The sequence below is a fragment of the Streptomyces sp. NPDC093071 genome, assembly GCF_044754545.1.
Classification (GTDB): domain Bacteria; phylum Actinomycetota; class Actinomycetes; order Streptomycetales; family Streptomycetaceae; genus Streptomyces.
In genome coordinates this window covers 160,051-176,205 of record NZ_JBIVPH010000001.1, presented here as the reverse complement: position 1 = coordinate 176,205, position 16,155 = coordinate 160,051, and the positions used below count along the sequence as shown (strand labels likewise).

Here is a 16,155-nt window from a genome sequence, read left to right as displayed (position 1 = left end):
AGAGGAGGCCGCAGTCATGGCCGACGAGAAGACACTGGTCGAGTACCTCCAGTGGATGACGAAGGAACTCGCCCGGACCAAGAGGGAACTGGCCGAGCACGCGGCGCGGCTCGCCGCGTTCCGCGAGCCGGTGGCCGTGGTCTCCATGGCCTGCCGCTATCCCGGCGGGGTCCGCTCGCCCGAGGACCTCTGGGAGGTCGTCGCGCGGGGCGCGGACACCGTCGGGGGCCCGCCGGAGGACCGCGGCTGGGACCCGGCCGCCCTGGAGCACGCGCGGGCCGGCGGCTTCCTCGACGACGCGGCCGGCTTCGACCCCGGGTTCTTCGGCATCGGCCCCACGGAGGCCCTGGCGATGGACCCGCAGCACCGGCAGCTCCTCGAACTGTCCTGGGAGGCCCTCGAACGGGCCGGGATCCTGCCGGGCGACCTGCGCGGCAGCCGTACGGGCGTCTTCGCCGGGGCGATCTACCAGGAGTACGCGCCGCCGCCCGGCACCGTCCCCCCGGACGTCGAGGGCCATCTGATGACGGGCAACGCGGCCAGCATCGTCTCGGGGCGGCTCGCGCACACCTTCGGCTTCGAGGGCCCCGCCCTGACCGTCGACACCGCCTGCTCGTCGTCCCTGGTCGCCCTGCACCTGGCCGCCGAGTCGCTGCGCCGGGCCGAGTGCGACCTGGCGCTGGCGGGCGGGGTGACCGTGATGTCGACGCCCCGGGTCTTCACCGACTTCGCGGCGCAGGGCGGGCTCGCCGCCGACGGCCGCTGCAAGGCCTTCGGCAAGGGGGCGGACGGCACGGGCTTCGGCGAGGGGGCGGGGCTCCTGGTCCTGGAGCGGCTCTCCGACGCGCGCCGCAACGGGCATCCCGTACTGGCCCTGCTGCCCGGCTCGGCGGTCAACTCCGACGGGGCGAGCAACGGGCTCACCGCGCCGAGCGGGCCCGCCCAGCGCAAGGTCGTCGAGGCGGCCCTGCGCGCGGCGGGGATCCCGGCCTCCGCCGTCGACGCGGTCGAGGCGCACGGCACCGGGACGGCCCTCGGCGACCCGATCGAGGCGGCCGCCCTCATCGCCGCGTACGGCGAGGACCCCGGCCGTACGGCCCCGCTCTACATCGGCTCGGTGAAGTCGAACCTCGGCCACACCCAGGCGGCGGCCGGCGTGGCCGGCGTGATCAAGACGGTCCAGGCCCTGCGGCACGGCGTCCTGCCGGCGACCCTGCACGCCGACGAGTGGTCCGAGTTCGTCGACTGGCCCTCCGGACGCGTGGCCGTCCTCAGCGAGGCCCGCCCCTGGCCCGCCGCCGGGGACCGCCCGCGCCGGGCGGGCGTCTCCTCGTTCGGCATCAGCGGCACCAACGCCCACGTCATCGTGGAGGAGTACGCGCCGGACCCGGAACCCATCACCGCCGAAGCCTCCGGGGACCCGGGCGAGGGAGCCCCGGGCCCCGGCGCCCCCGGCACGGACGTCGTCTGGGCCCTGTCCGGGCGGTCGCCCGAGGCGGTGCGGGCCCAGGCGGGGCGGCTGCGGGCGCTGCTGCGGGACCGGCCGGACACCGATCTCGGCGCCGTCGCGCGGACCCTGGCCACCCGCCGTACGCCCTTCCGGTACCGGGCCGCCGTCCAGGGCGCCGACGCGACCGGACTCGGCCGGGAGCTCGACGCGCTCGCGGCCCCCTCCGCGCCCGTCACGAGCGCCGGCCCCGAGCCCCGGATCGCCTTCGTGTTCAGCGGCCAGGGCACTCAGCGGCCCGGCATGGGCGCCGGACTCCTCGACCGGTTCCCGGTGTACGCCGAGGCCTTCGACGCCGTGTGCGCCGCCCTCGACGCGGCCCGGGGCCCGGACGGGGGACCCGCTCTGCGGGACGTGGTCCTGGCCGCGCCCGGCAGCCCCCGGGCGGCGCTCCTGGAGCGGACCGAGTACACCCAGCCGGCGCTGTTCGCCGTGCAGACGGCGCTCGCCCGGCTCGCGGAGTCCTTCGGGCTCGTCCCGGCCGCGCTCCTCGGCCACTCGATCGGCGAGCTCACGGCCGCCCACGTCGGCGGCGCCCTGACCCTGGACGGCGCCGCCCGGCTCGTCGTCGCCCGGGCCCGCGCCATGCAGGCCGCCCCCGGCGGCGGGGGGATGGTCGCGATCCGGGCCTCCGAGGCCGAGGTCCGGGAGTCGCTGGCGCGCGCCGGGGGAGCGGTGGCCGTCGCCGCCGTCAACGGCCCCCGGTCCACCGTGGTGTCCGGCGACGCCGACGCCGTGCGCCGGCTCGCGGCGCTCTGGCGGGCGGAGGGCGTACGGACCAAGGCGCTCAAGGTCAGCCACGCCTTCCACTCCCCGCACATGGAGCCCGCGCTCGCCGCGGTCGACGCGGCGGCGGCCGGACTCGCCGTCGCGCGGCCGAAGGTCCCCCTGGTGGCCAACCGCACCGGCGCGGTCGTCGACGCCGCCGAACTCGCCGCGTCGGGCCGCTGGTCGGCCCAGGTGCGCGAAGCGGTCCGCTTCCACGACGGCGTGACGGCCCTGCGCGGCCTCGGCGTCGACACCTTCGTCGAGATCGGCCCCGACACCACCATGACCGGGCTCGTCGCCGACTGCCTCGCCGACCGGCGGGACGAGGCCGCCGTGATCCCGCTGGTCCGCCGCCCGGCCGCGGAGGCCGCCTCGGTCGTCCGGGCCGTCGCCCAGGCGCACTGCCGGGGCGTCCGCGTCGACTGGGACCGGCTGCTCGGCGCGGGACCGGCCGCCGACCCGGCCCTCGTGCCCGTCTACCCGTTCCAGCACCGCTCGTACTGGCTGCGCCGGGCCGCCGCCGCACCCGGCCCCGTACCCGACACGACCGCGTTCGCCGCCGAGCGGGCGGAGCCGCCCGTCCTGGCGCTGGACGAGGTGCCCGAGGAGGAGCGGGAGGGCGTCGTGCTCGCCCGCGTCCTCGACGCCGTCGCCGCGGCCCTGGGCTACGCGCCCGGCGAGGTCGACCCGGCCGCCGACCTCACCGGGATCGGCATCACCTCCTTCGGCTCGCTGGAGATCGCCGCCCGGCTGAACCGCGAGACCGGGGCCGAGGTCCGCCCCTCCGTCGTCCTGGAGCACCGCACCGCACACGAACTGGCCGCGCACCTCCTCGCGTCGCTCGCCCCCCGCACCCCGGAGACCGTCCGATGACGACCGACCCCGCACCCGTTCCCGCCCCCGCCTCCTCGTCCGCCGCCCTCGACGCCCTGCGGTCCCTGCACCGCGGCGGCGGCCTGGACCGCCACTTCGACCGCGTGCCCGCCCTGCTCGCCGCGCTCGACCGGCCGGACCTCGCCCGCGCGGCCCGCCTCCTCGCCCGCGTCGACCCGGCGCGGGCCCGCGCCCACCACCCCGGGCTGCCCTCCGTCACGGTCGCGCTGACCGGCGGCGGCACCCTGGACGCGCTGCGGACGGCGCTGCTCGCCGAGCTCGCCCGCCACGGCTTCCTGCCCGAGGTGCGGCTCACCGGCTTCGGCTCGTACGTGCACGAACTCGGCGACCCGGCGAGTTCCCTGCACACGGAGCCCGCCGACGTGACCGTGTGCGTCCTGGACCACGCGACCGTCTTCGACGAGGTGCCGGTGCCGTTCACCGCGGAGGACGTCGACGACGTCCTGCGGCGCAAACTGGCGCTGTGGCGGGGGCTGGCGACCGGGTTCGCCGCCCGCTCCTCCGGCACCCTCGTCCTCAACACGCCGCCGCTGCCCAGGAACCAGCAGGCGCAGCTGCTCGACCTGCCGTCCCGCGCGCGGCTCGGCGCGGTCTGGCGGACCGCCAACGCGGAACTCCTCGGGTTCGGGGCCGGCGAGGGGCCCGGCCGGATCGTGGTGCTCGACGTCGACCCGCTGCTCGGCGAACCCGTCGCGCTCGCCGACGCCCGCTTCGACGCGTACGCGGGCGCCCGGTTCTCCGACGCGTTCCTCGCCGCGTACGCCCGCGAACTGGGCCACCTCGTCCGGGCGGTGACCGGCCGGACGAAGAAGGTGCTGGCCGTGGACCTCGACGAGACCCTGTGGGGCGGCGTCCTGGGCGACGACGGCGTGGAGGGGATCGAGGTGGCGCACGGCCGCCGGGGCGAGGCCTTCCACCGGGTCCAGGGGGTCGTGAAACAGCTCCAGTCGCAGGGGGTGCTCCTCGCCGCGGTCAGCAAGAACGACCGGGACGCCGTGGTGGCGGCCCTCCGCGACCATCCCGACCTGCGGGTGCGGGAGGAGGACTTCGTACGGATCCTCGCCGGCTGGCAGCCTAAGCCGGAGTCGCTGCGCGCCCTGGCCGAGGGCCTCAACCTGGGCGGGGACAGCGTGGTGTTCGCCGACGACAACCCGAGCGAGTGCGCGGCGGTGGGCGCGGAGCTCCCGGAGACGACGGTGGTTCCGCTGGACGGCGATCCGGCGCTGCACGTGACGCGGCTGCTCGCGGACGGCTGGTTCACGACGACGGAGGTGACGTCCGAGGACCGGGTCCGCACCCGCCGCTACCGCGAGGAGGCGGCGCGGGCGGACTTCCTGTCCGCCGCGGGCGGTGCCGAGGAGTTCCTCGCCGGGCTCGGCGTGACCGTCCGGCTGGCTCCGGCGGCCCCGGCGGAGATCCCCCGGCTGTCCCAGCTCACCCTGCGCACCAACCAGTTCAACCTCACGACGCGGCGGCTGTCGGCCGAGGAGGTGCGGGCCAGGGCCGCGGGGCCGGACACCGCCGTCCTCGGGCTGACGACGGGGGACCGGTTCGGGAGCAACGGGCTCGTCGGCGCGGTGTTCCTGCGCGCCGAGGAGAAGGTCCTGCACATCGAGAACATGCTGCTCAGCTGCCGGGTGTTCGCCCGGGGCATCGAACAGGCCTGCCTGGCGGCGCTCCTGGACCGGGCCGCCGGAGCCGGCTTCGCCGAGGTGCGCGGGACGTACCGGCCGACCGCGAAGAACGCCAAGGTCGCCGGCCTCTACGCCCATTACGGGTTCGAGGAGCTCGGGCCCGAGGCGGCCGGGCCCGGGACGGACAGCACCGGGACGGACAGCACCGGGACGGACAGCACCGGGACGGACAGCACCGGAGCGGACAGCGCCGAGGCAGCGGCCGGGACCGCCTTCGCGCACCGCCTGGAGCGGCGGCCCGAGGTGCCCGGCCACCTGGCCCTGGACGTGGCCGAAGACCTGCTCCCGGCCCCGGGCGCCCCGGCATTGACAACCTGAGGCGTACTCGACTTAACTGCCCGGGACGACAACATGAGGTCGCCTCAGGATCGCGTCCGCGAGACCGGTGACCACCCAGCAGCAGGAGGAGAACCCGGTGGCCGAGGGAATCGCGATTTCGGTGCACGACACGGTCCCGGTCTGGCGGGGCGACACCCCCGGCGACGCGCTGCGCCGCTCCGTCGACCTGGCCGCGGCGGTGGAGGGCTTCGGCTACCGCCGCTACTGGGTGGCGGAGCACCACGGCACCCCCGCCCTCGCCACGTCCAGCCCCGCCGTCCTCGCCGGACCCCTGCTCCAGGCCACCCGCACCCTCACCGTCGGGTCCGGCGCGGTCCTGCTGCCCAACCACTCCGCCCTCGCCGTCGCCGAGCAGTTCGGCGTGCTCGCCAGCCTCTACCCCGGCCGCGTCGACCTCGGACTCGGCCGGGCCACCGGCGGCTCGCCCGCCTCCGCCGCCCGCCTCGGCGACCCCCGCCGGCTCGGCTTCGACGCCCAGTTCGACGAGCTGCGCGGCTACTTCGCCGGAGGCCACCAGGGAGTGCGGGCGGTCCCCGAGCCCGAGGTCCCGCCCCGGTTCTGGCTCGTCGGCTCCAGCATCGGCAGCGCCGTCCACGCCGGCCGGGCCGGACTGCCGTACGTCTACGCCCACGCCATCGTCGGCGGCGGCGCCCCCGAGGCCCTGGACGCCTACCGCGAGGCGTTCCGGCCCGCCCCGGGCCGCCCCGCACCGCACGCCTGCGTCGCGGTGATAGCGGTCGCCGCCGACAGCGACGCGCGCGCCCACCGGCTCGCCGAGGCCTTCGTGTACGGCCAGATCCTCATGCGCACCGTCGACCCGGAGGGCGTCCTGCCCACCGAGGAGGAGGCCGCCGCGCACACCTACACGTCCGCCGAGCGGGACTTCCTCCGCTCCCGCGTCGACCCCCAGTTCGTCGGCTCCCCGGACCGCGTCGCGCCCCGGCTCGCGGAGTTCGTCGCCCGCACCCGCGCCGACGAACTCTTCGTCCTCACCCAGGTGCCCGACCACGAGGCCCGGATCCGCTCGTACGAACTCGTCGCGAAGATCGCCGCCTCCCTCTGACCGGACCGGCTCCGGCCGCCCCGCGCACCCGTCCGCCGCCCGCTTTCAGACCGGCTTTAGGCAGGCCGTGCACCGTGACTCACCGAACGTCACGGCACAAGCGATGAGGACGACGAGTATGCACTCGGGTACACGGACACGGACGAAGAGATCCGCCACCCTGGCGGCGGGGACCGCCTTCCTGACGGCGCTGGTGACCGCGTGCTCCGCGGGATCCGGCACCGGCGGCGGCCCCGCCGGGGGCCCGCCCCGCGACGGGGGCACCCTGCGGATCGCCATCGCCAAGGAACCCGAGTGCCTCGACCCCCACCAGAGCCCCACCGAGGCCGCCCGGCTGCTCTCCCGGCCGATCCTGGACTCCCTGGTCCACCAGACCCCGAAGGGCGCCTTCGAGCCCTGGCTGGCCAAGAGCTGGACGCTGTCGCCCGACGGACGGACCTACACCTTCGCCCTCCGCGACGACGTCACCTTCACCGACGGCGCCCGCTTCGACGCGGCGGCCGTGGTCGCCAACCTCGACCACGTCGCCGACCCCGCGACCAAGTCCCTGCTCGCCTCCAGCCTCATCTCCGCCTACAAGTCCTCCCGGGCCGTCGACCCCCACACGGTCGAGATCACCCTCAAGCAGCCCGACTCGGGCTTCCTCGGGGCCCTCGCGCTGCCCAACCTCGGCATCGAGTCCCCGGCCGGCCTCAAGGGATCCACCGCCGCGCTCTGCAAGAAGATCGTCGGCACCGGCCCGTTCCGCACCACCACCGGACTCGTCGCGCAGAAGGGCATCGACTATACCCGGAACCCCGACCACGACTGGGCCCCCGAGTCCGCCGGCCACTCCGGCCCGGCCCACCTCGACGGCATCCGGGTCCAGGTCGTCCCGGACAACGCCTCCCGCTTCGGCGCGCTCACCAGCGGCCAGGTCGACGCCGCCACCGGACTCGACCCCACCAGCACCCGCCAAATCCGCGAGACCCCCGGCTTCACGCTCCACAGCACCAGCTTCCCCGGCGCCAACTACAGCTACTGGCCGAACACCGCCAAGGGACCGCTCGCCGACGCCGCCGTACGCAAGGCGCTGCGCGCCGGCATCGACTGGTCGACCATCGCCCAGCGCGTCCACTTCGGCCAGTACCCCTCCGCCAAGGGCCCGCTCTCCGCGACGACCCCCGGCCACGACGCCTCGCTCGCCGCCGCCTACGCCCACGACCCCGAGGAGGCGGGCCGGCTGCTCGACGGGGCGGGCTGGACCGCCCGCGACGCCCAGGGCTACCGCACCAAGGACGGCAAGCGGCTGCGCGTCCGGCACCTGTGGTCCGACCCGTCCATCACCAACCTCGCCGTGCAGATCCAGGCCGCCGGCAAGAAGCTCGGCGTCGAGTTCGTCGAGGAGAACGTCGACGGCGGCACCTTCGTCGAGCGGCTGCTCGCCGGCGACTACGAGATCATCGACACCAGCTTCTCCTCGCCCGGACCCGACGTCCTGCGCGTCCTGTTCGGCAAGGAGAACATCCCCACCCCCACCCGCGGCATCAGCAACAACATGGCCCGCTACGACAATCCGGACGTGGAGAAGCTGTTCGCCGACGCACAGCGCGCCACCGACCAGAAGGAACAGTTCCGGATCTACCGCGAGGTACAGCGGCGGATCACCGAGGACGCCGCCGTCCTGCCGATCTACTCGCCCGTCTCCACCCTCGCCACCCGCGACGCGGTGCGCGGCACCGGCTTCACCGCCGACGGCTCCGCGGGCCTCTACGCGACATGGCTGGCCTCCTGACCGGCGACGGGCCCGCTCCCGGCGACACCGCCCGGGAGCGGGCCCGTCCCGTCCGCCTCCTCCGGCTCGTCCTCGGCCGCGCGGCCGGCGCCGTCGTCGTCCTGTGGGGCGCGGTCACCCTCGCCTTCGTGGTCCTGCGGATCATGCCGGGCAGCACCGCGGACGTGCTGCTCGCCCGGTCCAGCGTCTCGCCCCGCGTCCGCGCCGAGATCATCGCCGAACACCACCTGGACGACCCGCTGCTCACCCAGTACCTCGACCACCTCGCCCGGATCCTCCGCGGCGACTTCGGGGACTCGTACGTGCTGCGTCAGCCCGTGTGGGAGGCCGTCGGCTCCCAGCTGCCCGCCACCCTCACCCTGATCGCCTCCACCCTGCTCGTCACCGCCGTCGGCTCGGTCGTCCTCGCCGTCCTCGGGGCACACCGCCACCGCTGGGTGCGGAGCCTCTTCGCCGCCGCCGAGTCCGTCGTCGTCGCCCTGCCGCCGTTCTGGCTCGGCCTGCTCCTGCTGACCTTCTTCTCCTTCGGCCTGGGCTGGTTCCCCACCGTCGGCGCACCCGGCGCGAGCGGACTGGTCCTGCCGACGCTCGCGCTCGCCGCCGCGCCCACCGCCGTGGTCGCCCAGGTGCTCCGCGAAGGACTGCTCCGCGCCCTCGGCGAACCCTTCGTGGTCACCGCCCGCGCCCGCGGCATCGGCGAACTCGCCCTGCGCCTCCGGCACGTGCTCCGGCACGCCCTGCTGCCCGCCACGACGCTCCTGGGCTGGATCGCGGGCTCCCTGATCGGCGGGGCCGTGATCGTCGAGATCGTCTTCTCCCGGCAGGGCGTCGGCCGCCTGGTCCTGTCGGCGGTCCAGAACAAGGACATGCCCGTCGTCATGGCCGTCGTCCTGCTCGCCGCCGCCGTGTTCGTCCTCGTCAACCTCGTCGTCGACGCCCTCCAATGGCTCGTCGACCCCCGGATCCGCGACACCGGGAGGCCCGCGTGACCCGCCCCCGCATCGGCCTCTGGACCGGCGTGGCGGTCCTCGCCGTGCTCACCGCCATGGCCGCCTTCCCCGGCCTCTTCACCTCCGTCGACCCCGACGCGGCCGACGTCGACGCCCTGCTGCGCCCGCCCGGCGGCGGGCACTGGCTCGGCACCGACCAGAACGGCCGCGACCTGTACGCGCGGATCGTGTACGGAGCCCGGCCGTCGCTGCTCATCGGCGTCGGCGCGGTCGTCCTCGCCCTCGTCGGCGGCGCCCTCGTCGGCGTCGCCGCCGCCCAGCTCGGCCGGTTCGCCGACCAGGCCATCGGCCGGTTCCTCGACGTCCTGCTCTCCGTGCCCGGCCTCCTCCTCGTCTTCCTCGTCGTCGCCGTCCTCGGCCCGGGCGCGGGCGCCGCCACCGTCGGCCTCGCCGTCGGAGCCCTGCCCGGCTTCGCCCGGGTCACCCGCGCCGAGGTGATCTCGCTGCGCGGCCGCACGTACGTCGAGGCCGCGTACGGCTTCGGCTGGACCCGCCCCCAGGTGGTCCTGCGGCACGTCCTGCCCAACGCGCTCGGACCCGTCCTCGCGCTCGCCACCGTCTCCCTCGGCGCGATGATCGTCGCCAGCTCCAGCCTGAGCTTCGTCGGCCTCGGCCCCCAGCCGCCCACCGCCGAATGGGGCGCGATGCTGGCCGGCAGCCGCGACTTCCTCGCCCTCGCCTGGTGGCCCGCCGCCTTCCCCGGCGCGGCCATCACCCTCGCCGTCCTCGCGATCACGACGGTCGGCCGCCACCTCCAGCGCACCGTCGACGGGAGCACCGCATGAGCACCGAGTCCCGCACGGCACCGGCCGGAACCCCGAAGACCTCCGAAGGACCGGCCGCCCGCGCACTGGTCCGGGTGGAGGACCTGACCATCTCCTTCGGCCGCGGCCGCCGCCGGGTGGAGGCGGTGCGCGGGGTGTCGTTCACCGTACGGCCGGGGGAGATCGTCGCCGTCGTCGGGGAGTCCGGCTCCGGCAAGAGCGTCACGGCCCGCAGCCTCGTCGGCCTGGCCGGCGAGGGAGCCGACGTCCGGGCCGCCGCGCTGGCCTTCGACGGCGTCGACCTGCGCGGACTCGACGGCCGCCGGCTGCGCGCGCTGCGCGGCCGGCGCATCGGCTTCGTGCTCCAGGACGCGCTCGGCTCGCTCGACCCGCTCCGCCGCGTCGGCGCGGAGGTCGCCGAACCCCTGCGCACCCACCGGACCGTCCCGCCCTCGCGGATCCGGGACGAGACGGAACGGCTGCTCGAAGCGGCGGGCGTCCCCGACCCCCGGGCCCGGGCCGCCCAGTACCCCCACCAGCTCTCCGGCGGCCTGCGCCAGCGCTCCCTGATCGCCTCCGCGCTCGCCGCCCGCCCCGACCTGCTCATCGCCGACGAGCCCACCACCGCCCTCGACGCCACCGTGCAGCAGCAGATCCTCCGGCTGCTGCGCGCCCGCGCCCGCGACGGCACCGCCGTCCTGCTCATCAGCCACGACCTCGGCGTCGTGGGCGAACTGGCCGACCGCGTCCACGTCATGAAGGACGGACGGTTCGTCGAGGAGGGCCCCGCCGGGCGGATCCTGTCCGCGCCCCGCCACCCGTACACCCGGGCCCTGGTCGCGGCCGTCCCCGGCGAGGAGACCAGGGCCGCGCCCGAACCCGGGCCCGTCCTGCTGCGCGCCGAGGGGCTGGTGAAGCGGTACCGGCTGCCCGGCCGGCCCGAACTCACCGCCGTCGACGGGGTGTCGCTCACCGTACGGGCCGGGGAGACCCTCGGCGTCGTCGGCGAGTCCGGCTCCGGCAAGACCACCGTGGGCCGGATGCTGCTGGGCGTCGTCGCGCCCGACGCGGGCCGCGTGGAGCTCGACGGGCGCACCTGGGACGAACGCACCCGCGCCGAACGCCGTACGGCCCGCCGGCGCGTCCAGATGATCCACCAGTACCCGCTCGGCTCCTTCGACCCCCGCTACACCGCCCGGCAGCTCCTGGAGGAGCCGCTGCGGGCGATCGGCACCCCCCGGGAGGCCCGCGCCGCGCGCGTCGCCGAGCTCCTGGAGCACGTCGACCTCGGGCCCGACGTCCTGGACCGCCGGGCCCGCGACCTGTCCGGCGGCCAGGCGCAGCGCCTGGCCATCGCCCGCGCCTTCGCGCCGGGCCCCGACGTCGTGGTCTGCGACGAACCGGTCTCCGCCCTCGACGCCTCCGTCCAGGCCCAGGTCCTCGACGTCCTGATCCGCGTCCAGGAACGCCTGGGCGTGGCCTACGTGTTCGTCTCGCACGACCTCGGCGTGGTGCGTCGGCTGAGCCACCGGGTCGCCGTCATGAAGGACGGACGGGTCGTCGAGTCCGGTACGGCCGAGAAGGTCCTGCGCGCTCCCGAACACCCCTACACCCGCGCCCTCCTGGCGGCCGTACCGCGTCCGCCCGGCACCGGACGAAAGGGGTTCTGAAGCGGCGCTTAACCGCGCTTGCCCGGCGTCCCGCGGCTCAATAGCGTCACCGTGCACGGTGCCGAAGCCCCCACGGCGGCACCCCTCCCGACGACCGGATCGCTACGACTCCGGTCCGTACACGTCCGCTCCGTACGGGTCCGGCTCCTACGACTCCGGTCCCGACGGCCCGACCATCCCACGGCCCACGGCCCACGGCCCACGGCCCACGGCCCACGGCCCACGGCCTAAGGCCCTAAGGCCCCAAGGTCCTGGCTCCTACGGCTCCGGTCCCGAGGGCCGACAGCCCCCGGCTTCGGCCGCGGCCCCGGTCCCGAGCACCCCGGCCGCGCTCCGGCCTCTCCAAGGCCCCCGCACCCGGCGGCTCCCGATTCCCGGTCCCGGTCCACGGGGCCGTCCCGTCACCCGTACCCCGGCGTTCCGCCCCCGTTCGAAGGACGAGAAGGCAATGGCAGAAGCACCGCCGTACCCGCAGCCGCGCACGTGCCCCTACCAGCCGCCCGCCGGATACCGCGAGATCGGCGAGGCGGGACCGGTCCTCAAGGTGACCCTGTTCGACGGCCGCGAGGCCTGGATGGTCACCGGCTACAAGGAGTCCCGGGAGATCCTCACCCACCCGAACCTCTCCTCGCTGCGCACCCACCCCGACTTCCCGATCGTCGCGCCCCGCTTCCGGTCCGCCATCGCCCGCAGCCTCGCCCTGATCGCGATGGACCCGCCGGAGCACGACATCTACCGGCGCTACCTCAACCCGCACTTCAGCCTCAAGCAGGTCAGGCGGATGCGGCCGGAGATCGAGAAGATCGTCTCCGGCTTCGTCGACCGGATCATCGCCCACGGCCCGCCGGCGGACCTGGTGCCGCTGCTCGCCGTCCCGCTGCCGTCCCTCGTCATCTGCCGCCACCTCGGCGTCCCCTACGAGGACCACGAGTTCTTCCAGGACGCCAGCGGCAAGGTCATGCTGGGCACCGAGGAGGAGTCGGCGACCGCCGCGCAGAACCTGGTCGACTACATCGACGGCCTGGTCACCGAGCAGATCAAGTCCCCCACGGACGGCCTGCTCGGACAGCTCGTCACCGAGCGGGTGCTCACCGGCGACATCGGCCACGAGGAGCTCGTCTCCATCGCGCTCGTCCTCCTCATCGCCGCCCACGAGACCACCTCCTCGTCCCTGGCCCTCGGCCTCATCACCCTCCTCGAACACCCCGACCAGCTCGCGAAGATCCACGAGGACCGCAGCCGGCTGCCCGGCGCCGTCGAGGAGCTGCTGCGCTTCATCGCCACCACCGACCTCGTCGCCACCCGGATCGCCAAGGGCGACATCGAGATCGCCGGCCACCTCATCCGCGCGGGCGAGGGCGTCCTCGTCTCCGGGACCCTCGCCAACCGCGACGAGAACTTCCACGAGCGGCCCGACGAGTTCGACGTCCTGCGCTCCGACACCCACCACGTGACCTTCGGCTTCGGCATCCACCAGTGCCTCGGCCAGAACCTCGCCCGCCTCGAACTGGAGGTCGCCTTCCGGGAGCTGCTGACCCGCATCCCCGACCTGCGGCTGGCTGTCGGCGTGGACGAGCTGCCGATCCTCGGCGCGGGCACGGTGCAGCGCGTGCTGTCCCTGCCCGTCGAGTGGTGACCGCGATGCTGCTGCACGCCGACCGGGAGTCCTGCATCAGCGGCGGCCGCTGCATGGCCACCCTTCCCGAGGTCTTCGACCAGGACGACGAGGGCATCGTCGTCCTCCTGACCCCGGAGCCCGCTCCCGAGCACCACGCCCGGGCCCGCAAGGCCGCCTACCTGTGCCCGGCGCGGGCCATCGATGTCACCGAGCGCCCGTCCCCGCACTGACCCGCCGCCCCCCCGCACGGGCCTCCCCGCACGGGCCTCCCCGTACGAGACCCCCTTACGAGACCCCCCTACGAGAACCCCCGCACGAGCCCCCCCCGACGAGAAGAGACACATGTCCTCCCAGCCGACGGAGCCCTCCAGACTCCCCTCGCTCACCGGAATGCGCTTCGCCGCGGCCTTCCTGGTCTTCCTCTGCCACTCCTTCGTCCTCGGCTTCTACCATCCGGAGACCGAGGCGGCCCTGCGGCCCTACGCCTTCGCGATCGGGTGGCTCGGGGTGGAGTTCTTCTTCGTCCTCAGCGGCTTCGTCCTCACCTGGTCGGTACGGGAGGGACAGCCGGCCCGCCGCTTCTGGCGCCGCCGGCTCGCCAAGGTCTACCCGAACCACGTCGTCACCTGGTTCGCCGCCCTCGCCCTCGCGCTCTGGGCCGGCCAGACGCTCGACCTGTTCAAGCTGCTGCCGAGCCTGTTCCTGGTGCACACCTGGTACCCGCGGCTCGACGTCATCCTGTCGCTCAACGTGGTCACCTGGTCCCTCGCCTGCGACCTGCTGTTCTACCTCGCGTTCCCGCTGCTGTACGCCCTCGTCCGGCGCGTCCCGGCCCGCCGGCTGTGGTGGGTCGCGGCCGGCATCGTCGCGGTCGTCATGCTGCTGCCCGCCGTCGCGCAGGCCTGGCTCGCGGGCGAGCCGAAGCTGCCGGGGCAGGACATGACGCTCACCCAGAACTGGCTCCTGGTCTCCTTCCCGCCGGTGCGCGCGCTGGACTTCACGCTCGGCATCGTCATGGCCCGGATCGTCCGCACCGGCGGCTGGATCCGCTTCGGCCCGGTACCGGCGCTCGCCCTGCTCGTCCTCGGCTTCGCCGTCCAGGTCTCCCAGTTCCCCGGCGTCTACAGCCTCACCGCGCCGATCGTGGCGCCGCTCGCCCTGCTGATCCCCGCAGTGGCCACGGCGGACGTGCGCGGCGGCTTCTCGCCGTTCCGGGGACGCGTGCTGCAGTGGCTGGGAGCCGTGTCGTACGCCTCGTACCTCGTGCACTTCCTGGTCCTGGTGCACGGCCACACGGTCCTCGGCGCGGGCCGGACCTGGGACGCGGTCCCGGCCACCGCCCTGCTGGCCGCGCTGTTCGCCGTCACCACCCTGCTCGCCTGGGCGCTGTACCGGCTGGTGGAGGAACCGGGAATGCGCCGCTGGGGGCGCCCGAAGCCGCTCCCCGCCCCGCACGCCGTCCCGCCGCCGACCGCGGCGGCGGACGGAAGGACCCCGGCGGCGCCCACCGCGCCGGCGGCGTCGGACTGACCCGACACGACGGAAGGAACCCGCATGGCGCTCTCCTATCCCCAGGACAGGACCTGTCCCTACCAACCCTCCCCGGGCTACCAGGAGCTCGGGCGCGGCGGCCCGCTGCACCGGGTGACCCTGTGGGACGGCTCGTCCCTCTGGATGGTCACCGGACACGCCACCGGGCGGAAGGTCCTCGCCGACCCGAGGTTCTCCGCAGACCGGTCCCGGGACGACTTCCCCGTGGTGCTGCCGCGCTTCGAGGCGCCGATCTTCAAACCGATCGCCATCATCGGCTTCGACCCGCCGGTCCACGACGTGCACCGGCGCCTGCTCGCCCCCGACTTCGGCCTCAAGCACGTCCGCGAGATGCGCCCCGGGGTCGAGGAGCTGGCCGGGAAGCTGGTGGACGACATCCTCCGCAAGGGGCCGCCGGCGGACCTGGTCGAGGACTTCGCCCTGCCGATCCCGTCGATGGTGATCTCCCAGCTCCTCGGCGTCCCGTACGAGGACCACGCCTTCTTCGAGGAGAAGACCGTGGGCCTGCTCCAGGCGAAGGACGCCGAGGGCGCCGAGGCAGCGGGCCGGGCGCTGTGGGACTACCTCGACGAGCTCGTCACCGCGAAGGAGCGCACGCCGGGCGGCGGGGACGGGGTGCTCGGCCGGCTCGCCGGCCGGGTCGACGGCGAGGACCTCACCCGGGAGGACCTGCTGCGGATCGCGCTGGCCCTGCTGATCGGCGGCCACGACACGACCTCGCAGATGATCGCCCTCGGCGTGGTCACCCTCCTCGAACACCCGGACCAGCTGGCCGCGTTCCGCGCGGCGCCGCCGGAGGCGGTGCCGGCGGCCGTGGACGAGCTGCTGCGGATGGTCTCGGTGACGGACGTCTCCGGGGTCCGGGTCGCGAAGGAGGACGTCGAGATCGACGGCGAGGTCATCAGGGCGGGGGAGGGCGTACTGGTCTCCTCCTCGATGGCCAACCGCGACCCCGCGGTGTACGAGGACCCGTACGCCTTCGACATCCACCGGTCCGACGGCCGCGGTGGCGCCGCGTCGGCCCGGCAGCACCTCACGTTCGGCTTCGGCATCCACCAGTGCCTGGGCCAGAACCTCGCGCGGATGGAGCTGGAGGTGGCCTTCACCACCCTTTTCGCCCGGATACCGGGACTGCGGACGGCGACCCCGGTCGCCGAACTCCCGTCCCGCAGCGGCGGAACCATGCAGGGCGTGCACCGCCTGCCGGTCGAGTGGTGAGGGAGGGGACGACGATGCGGGTGCACGCCGACCGGAACCGCTGCATGGCGGCCGGACACTGCGCGGTCACCGTCCCCGGGGTCTTCGACCACGGCGACGACGGCCTGGTGGTGGTCGTGGACGAGAAGCCGGGCGAGGACTTCCTGGAGGAGCTCGAACTGGCCGTGGACCTCTGCCCGTCCCGCGCGCTGTCGCTGTCGCGGGACGGGGAGGCCCTCCGGTAAGGGCGGGCGCCGCCGTCCACGGGCGCCGCGCGAAAGGCGGCGGGGCGGCCCCCCTGACGAG

The 16,155-nt window shown here is 74.9% G+C and carries 12 protein-coding genes; all 12 read left to right on the top strand.

Translation table 11 applies throughout. From position 1 onward, the window contains the following. Nucleotides 1-16 precede the first annotated feature (16 nt). The 12 genes from ACIQD7_RS00750 (at nucleotide 17) to ACIQD7_RS00695 (ending at nucleotide 16,094) form a co-directional block, all read left to right on the top strand. Nucleotides 17-3,148, top strand: coding sequence for a type I polyketide synthase (locus ACIQD7_RS00750; protein WP_402438113.1), 3,132 nt, complete (start codon nucleotides 17-19; stop codon nucleotides 3,146-3,148). Then, nucleotides 3,145-5,181 (top strand): HAD-IIIC family phosphatase, encoded by a 2,037-nt coding sequence (locus ACIQD7_RS00745; protein ID WP_402438110.1) that lies wholly within the window; start codon nucleotides 3,145-3,147, stop codon nucleotides 5,179-5,181. The genes ACIQD7_RS00750 and ACIQD7_RS00745 overlap by 4 nt, the downstream gene beginning before the upstream one ends. A gap of 67 nt (nucleotides 5,182-5,248) precedes the next feature. After that, nucleotides 5,249-6,265: an LLM class flavin-dependent oxidoreductase gene (locus tag ACIQD7_RS00740; RefSeq protein WP_402438107.1), complete on the top strand. Its 1,017-nt coding sequence runs from the start codon at nucleotides 5,249-5,251 to the stop codon at nucleotides 6,263-6,265. A gap of 118 nt (nucleotides 6,266-6,383) precedes the next feature. Beyond that, nucleotides 6,384-8,039 (top strand): ABC transporter substrate-binding protein, encoded by a 1,656-nt coding sequence (locus ACIQD7_RS00735; RefSeq protein ID WP_402438104.1) that lies wholly within the window; start codon nucleotides 6,384-6,386, stop codon nucleotides 8,037-8,039. Then, nucleotides 8,024-9,028: an ABC transporter permease gene (locus ACIQD7_RS00730; RefSeq protein ID WP_402438101.1), complete on the top strand. Its 1,005-nt coding sequence runs from the start codon at nucleotides 8,024-8,026 to the stop codon at nucleotides 9,026-9,028. Before ACIQD7_RS00735 ends, ACIQD7_RS00730 begins: the two co-directional genes overlap by 16 nt. Continuing rightward, nucleotides 9,025-9,834, top strand: coding sequence for an ABC transporter permease (locus ACIQD7_RS00725; protein ID WP_351973208.1), 810 nt, complete (start codon nucleotides 9,025-9,027; stop codon nucleotides 9,832-9,834). Before ACIQD7_RS00730 ends, ACIQD7_RS00725 begins: the two co-directional genes overlap by 4 nt. Next, a complete protein-coding gene (locus ACIQD7_RS00720) occupies nucleotides 9,831-11,483 on the top strand; it encodes a dipeptide ABC transporter ATP-binding protein (protein ID WP_402438097.1) in 1,653 nt (550 codons plus the stop codon). The genes ACIQD7_RS00725 and ACIQD7_RS00720 overlap by 4 nt, the downstream gene beginning before the upstream one ends. 448 nt (nucleotides 11,484-11,931) lie before the next feature. Then, entirely contained in the window at nucleotides 11,932-13,119 is a 1,188-nt protein-coding gene (locus tag ACIQD7_RS00715) for a cytochrome P450 (RefSeq protein WP_161373972.1), read from the top strand. A 5-nt stretch (nucleotides 13,120-13,124) separates the two neighbouring features. Next, the gene (locus ACIQD7_RS00710) at nucleotides 13,125-13,331 is read left to right on the top strand and encodes a ferredoxin (protein ID WP_161373977.1); all 207 of its coding nucleotides are present in this window, start codon (nucleotides 13,125-13,127) and stop codon (nucleotides 13,329-13,331) included. A 112-nt stretch (nucleotides 13,332-13,443) separates the two neighbouring features. Beyond that, nucleotides 13,444-14,631 carry an acyltransferase family protein gene (locus tag ACIQD7_RS00705; RefSeq protein WP_402438092.1) on the top strand — a complete coding sequence of 396 codons (1,188 nt, stop codon included), beginning with the start codon at nucleotides 13,444-13,446 and terminating at the stop codon, nucleotides 14,629-14,631. A 24-nt stretch (nucleotides 14,632-14,655) separates the two neighbouring features. Next, complete coding sequence (locus tag ACIQD7_RS00700) at nucleotides 14,656-15,870, top strand: cytochrome P450 (protein WP_402438089.1); 1,215 nt, start codon at nucleotides 14,656-14,658, stop codon at nucleotides 15,868-15,870. Nucleotides 15,871-15,884: 14 nt separating this feature from the next. Next, a complete protein-coding gene (locus ACIQD7_RS00695; protein WP_391057723.1) occupies nucleotides 15,885-16,094 on the top strand; it encodes a 4Fe-4S domain-containing protein in 210 nt (69 codons plus the stop codon). Nucleotides 16,095-16,155 lie beyond the last annotated feature (61 nt).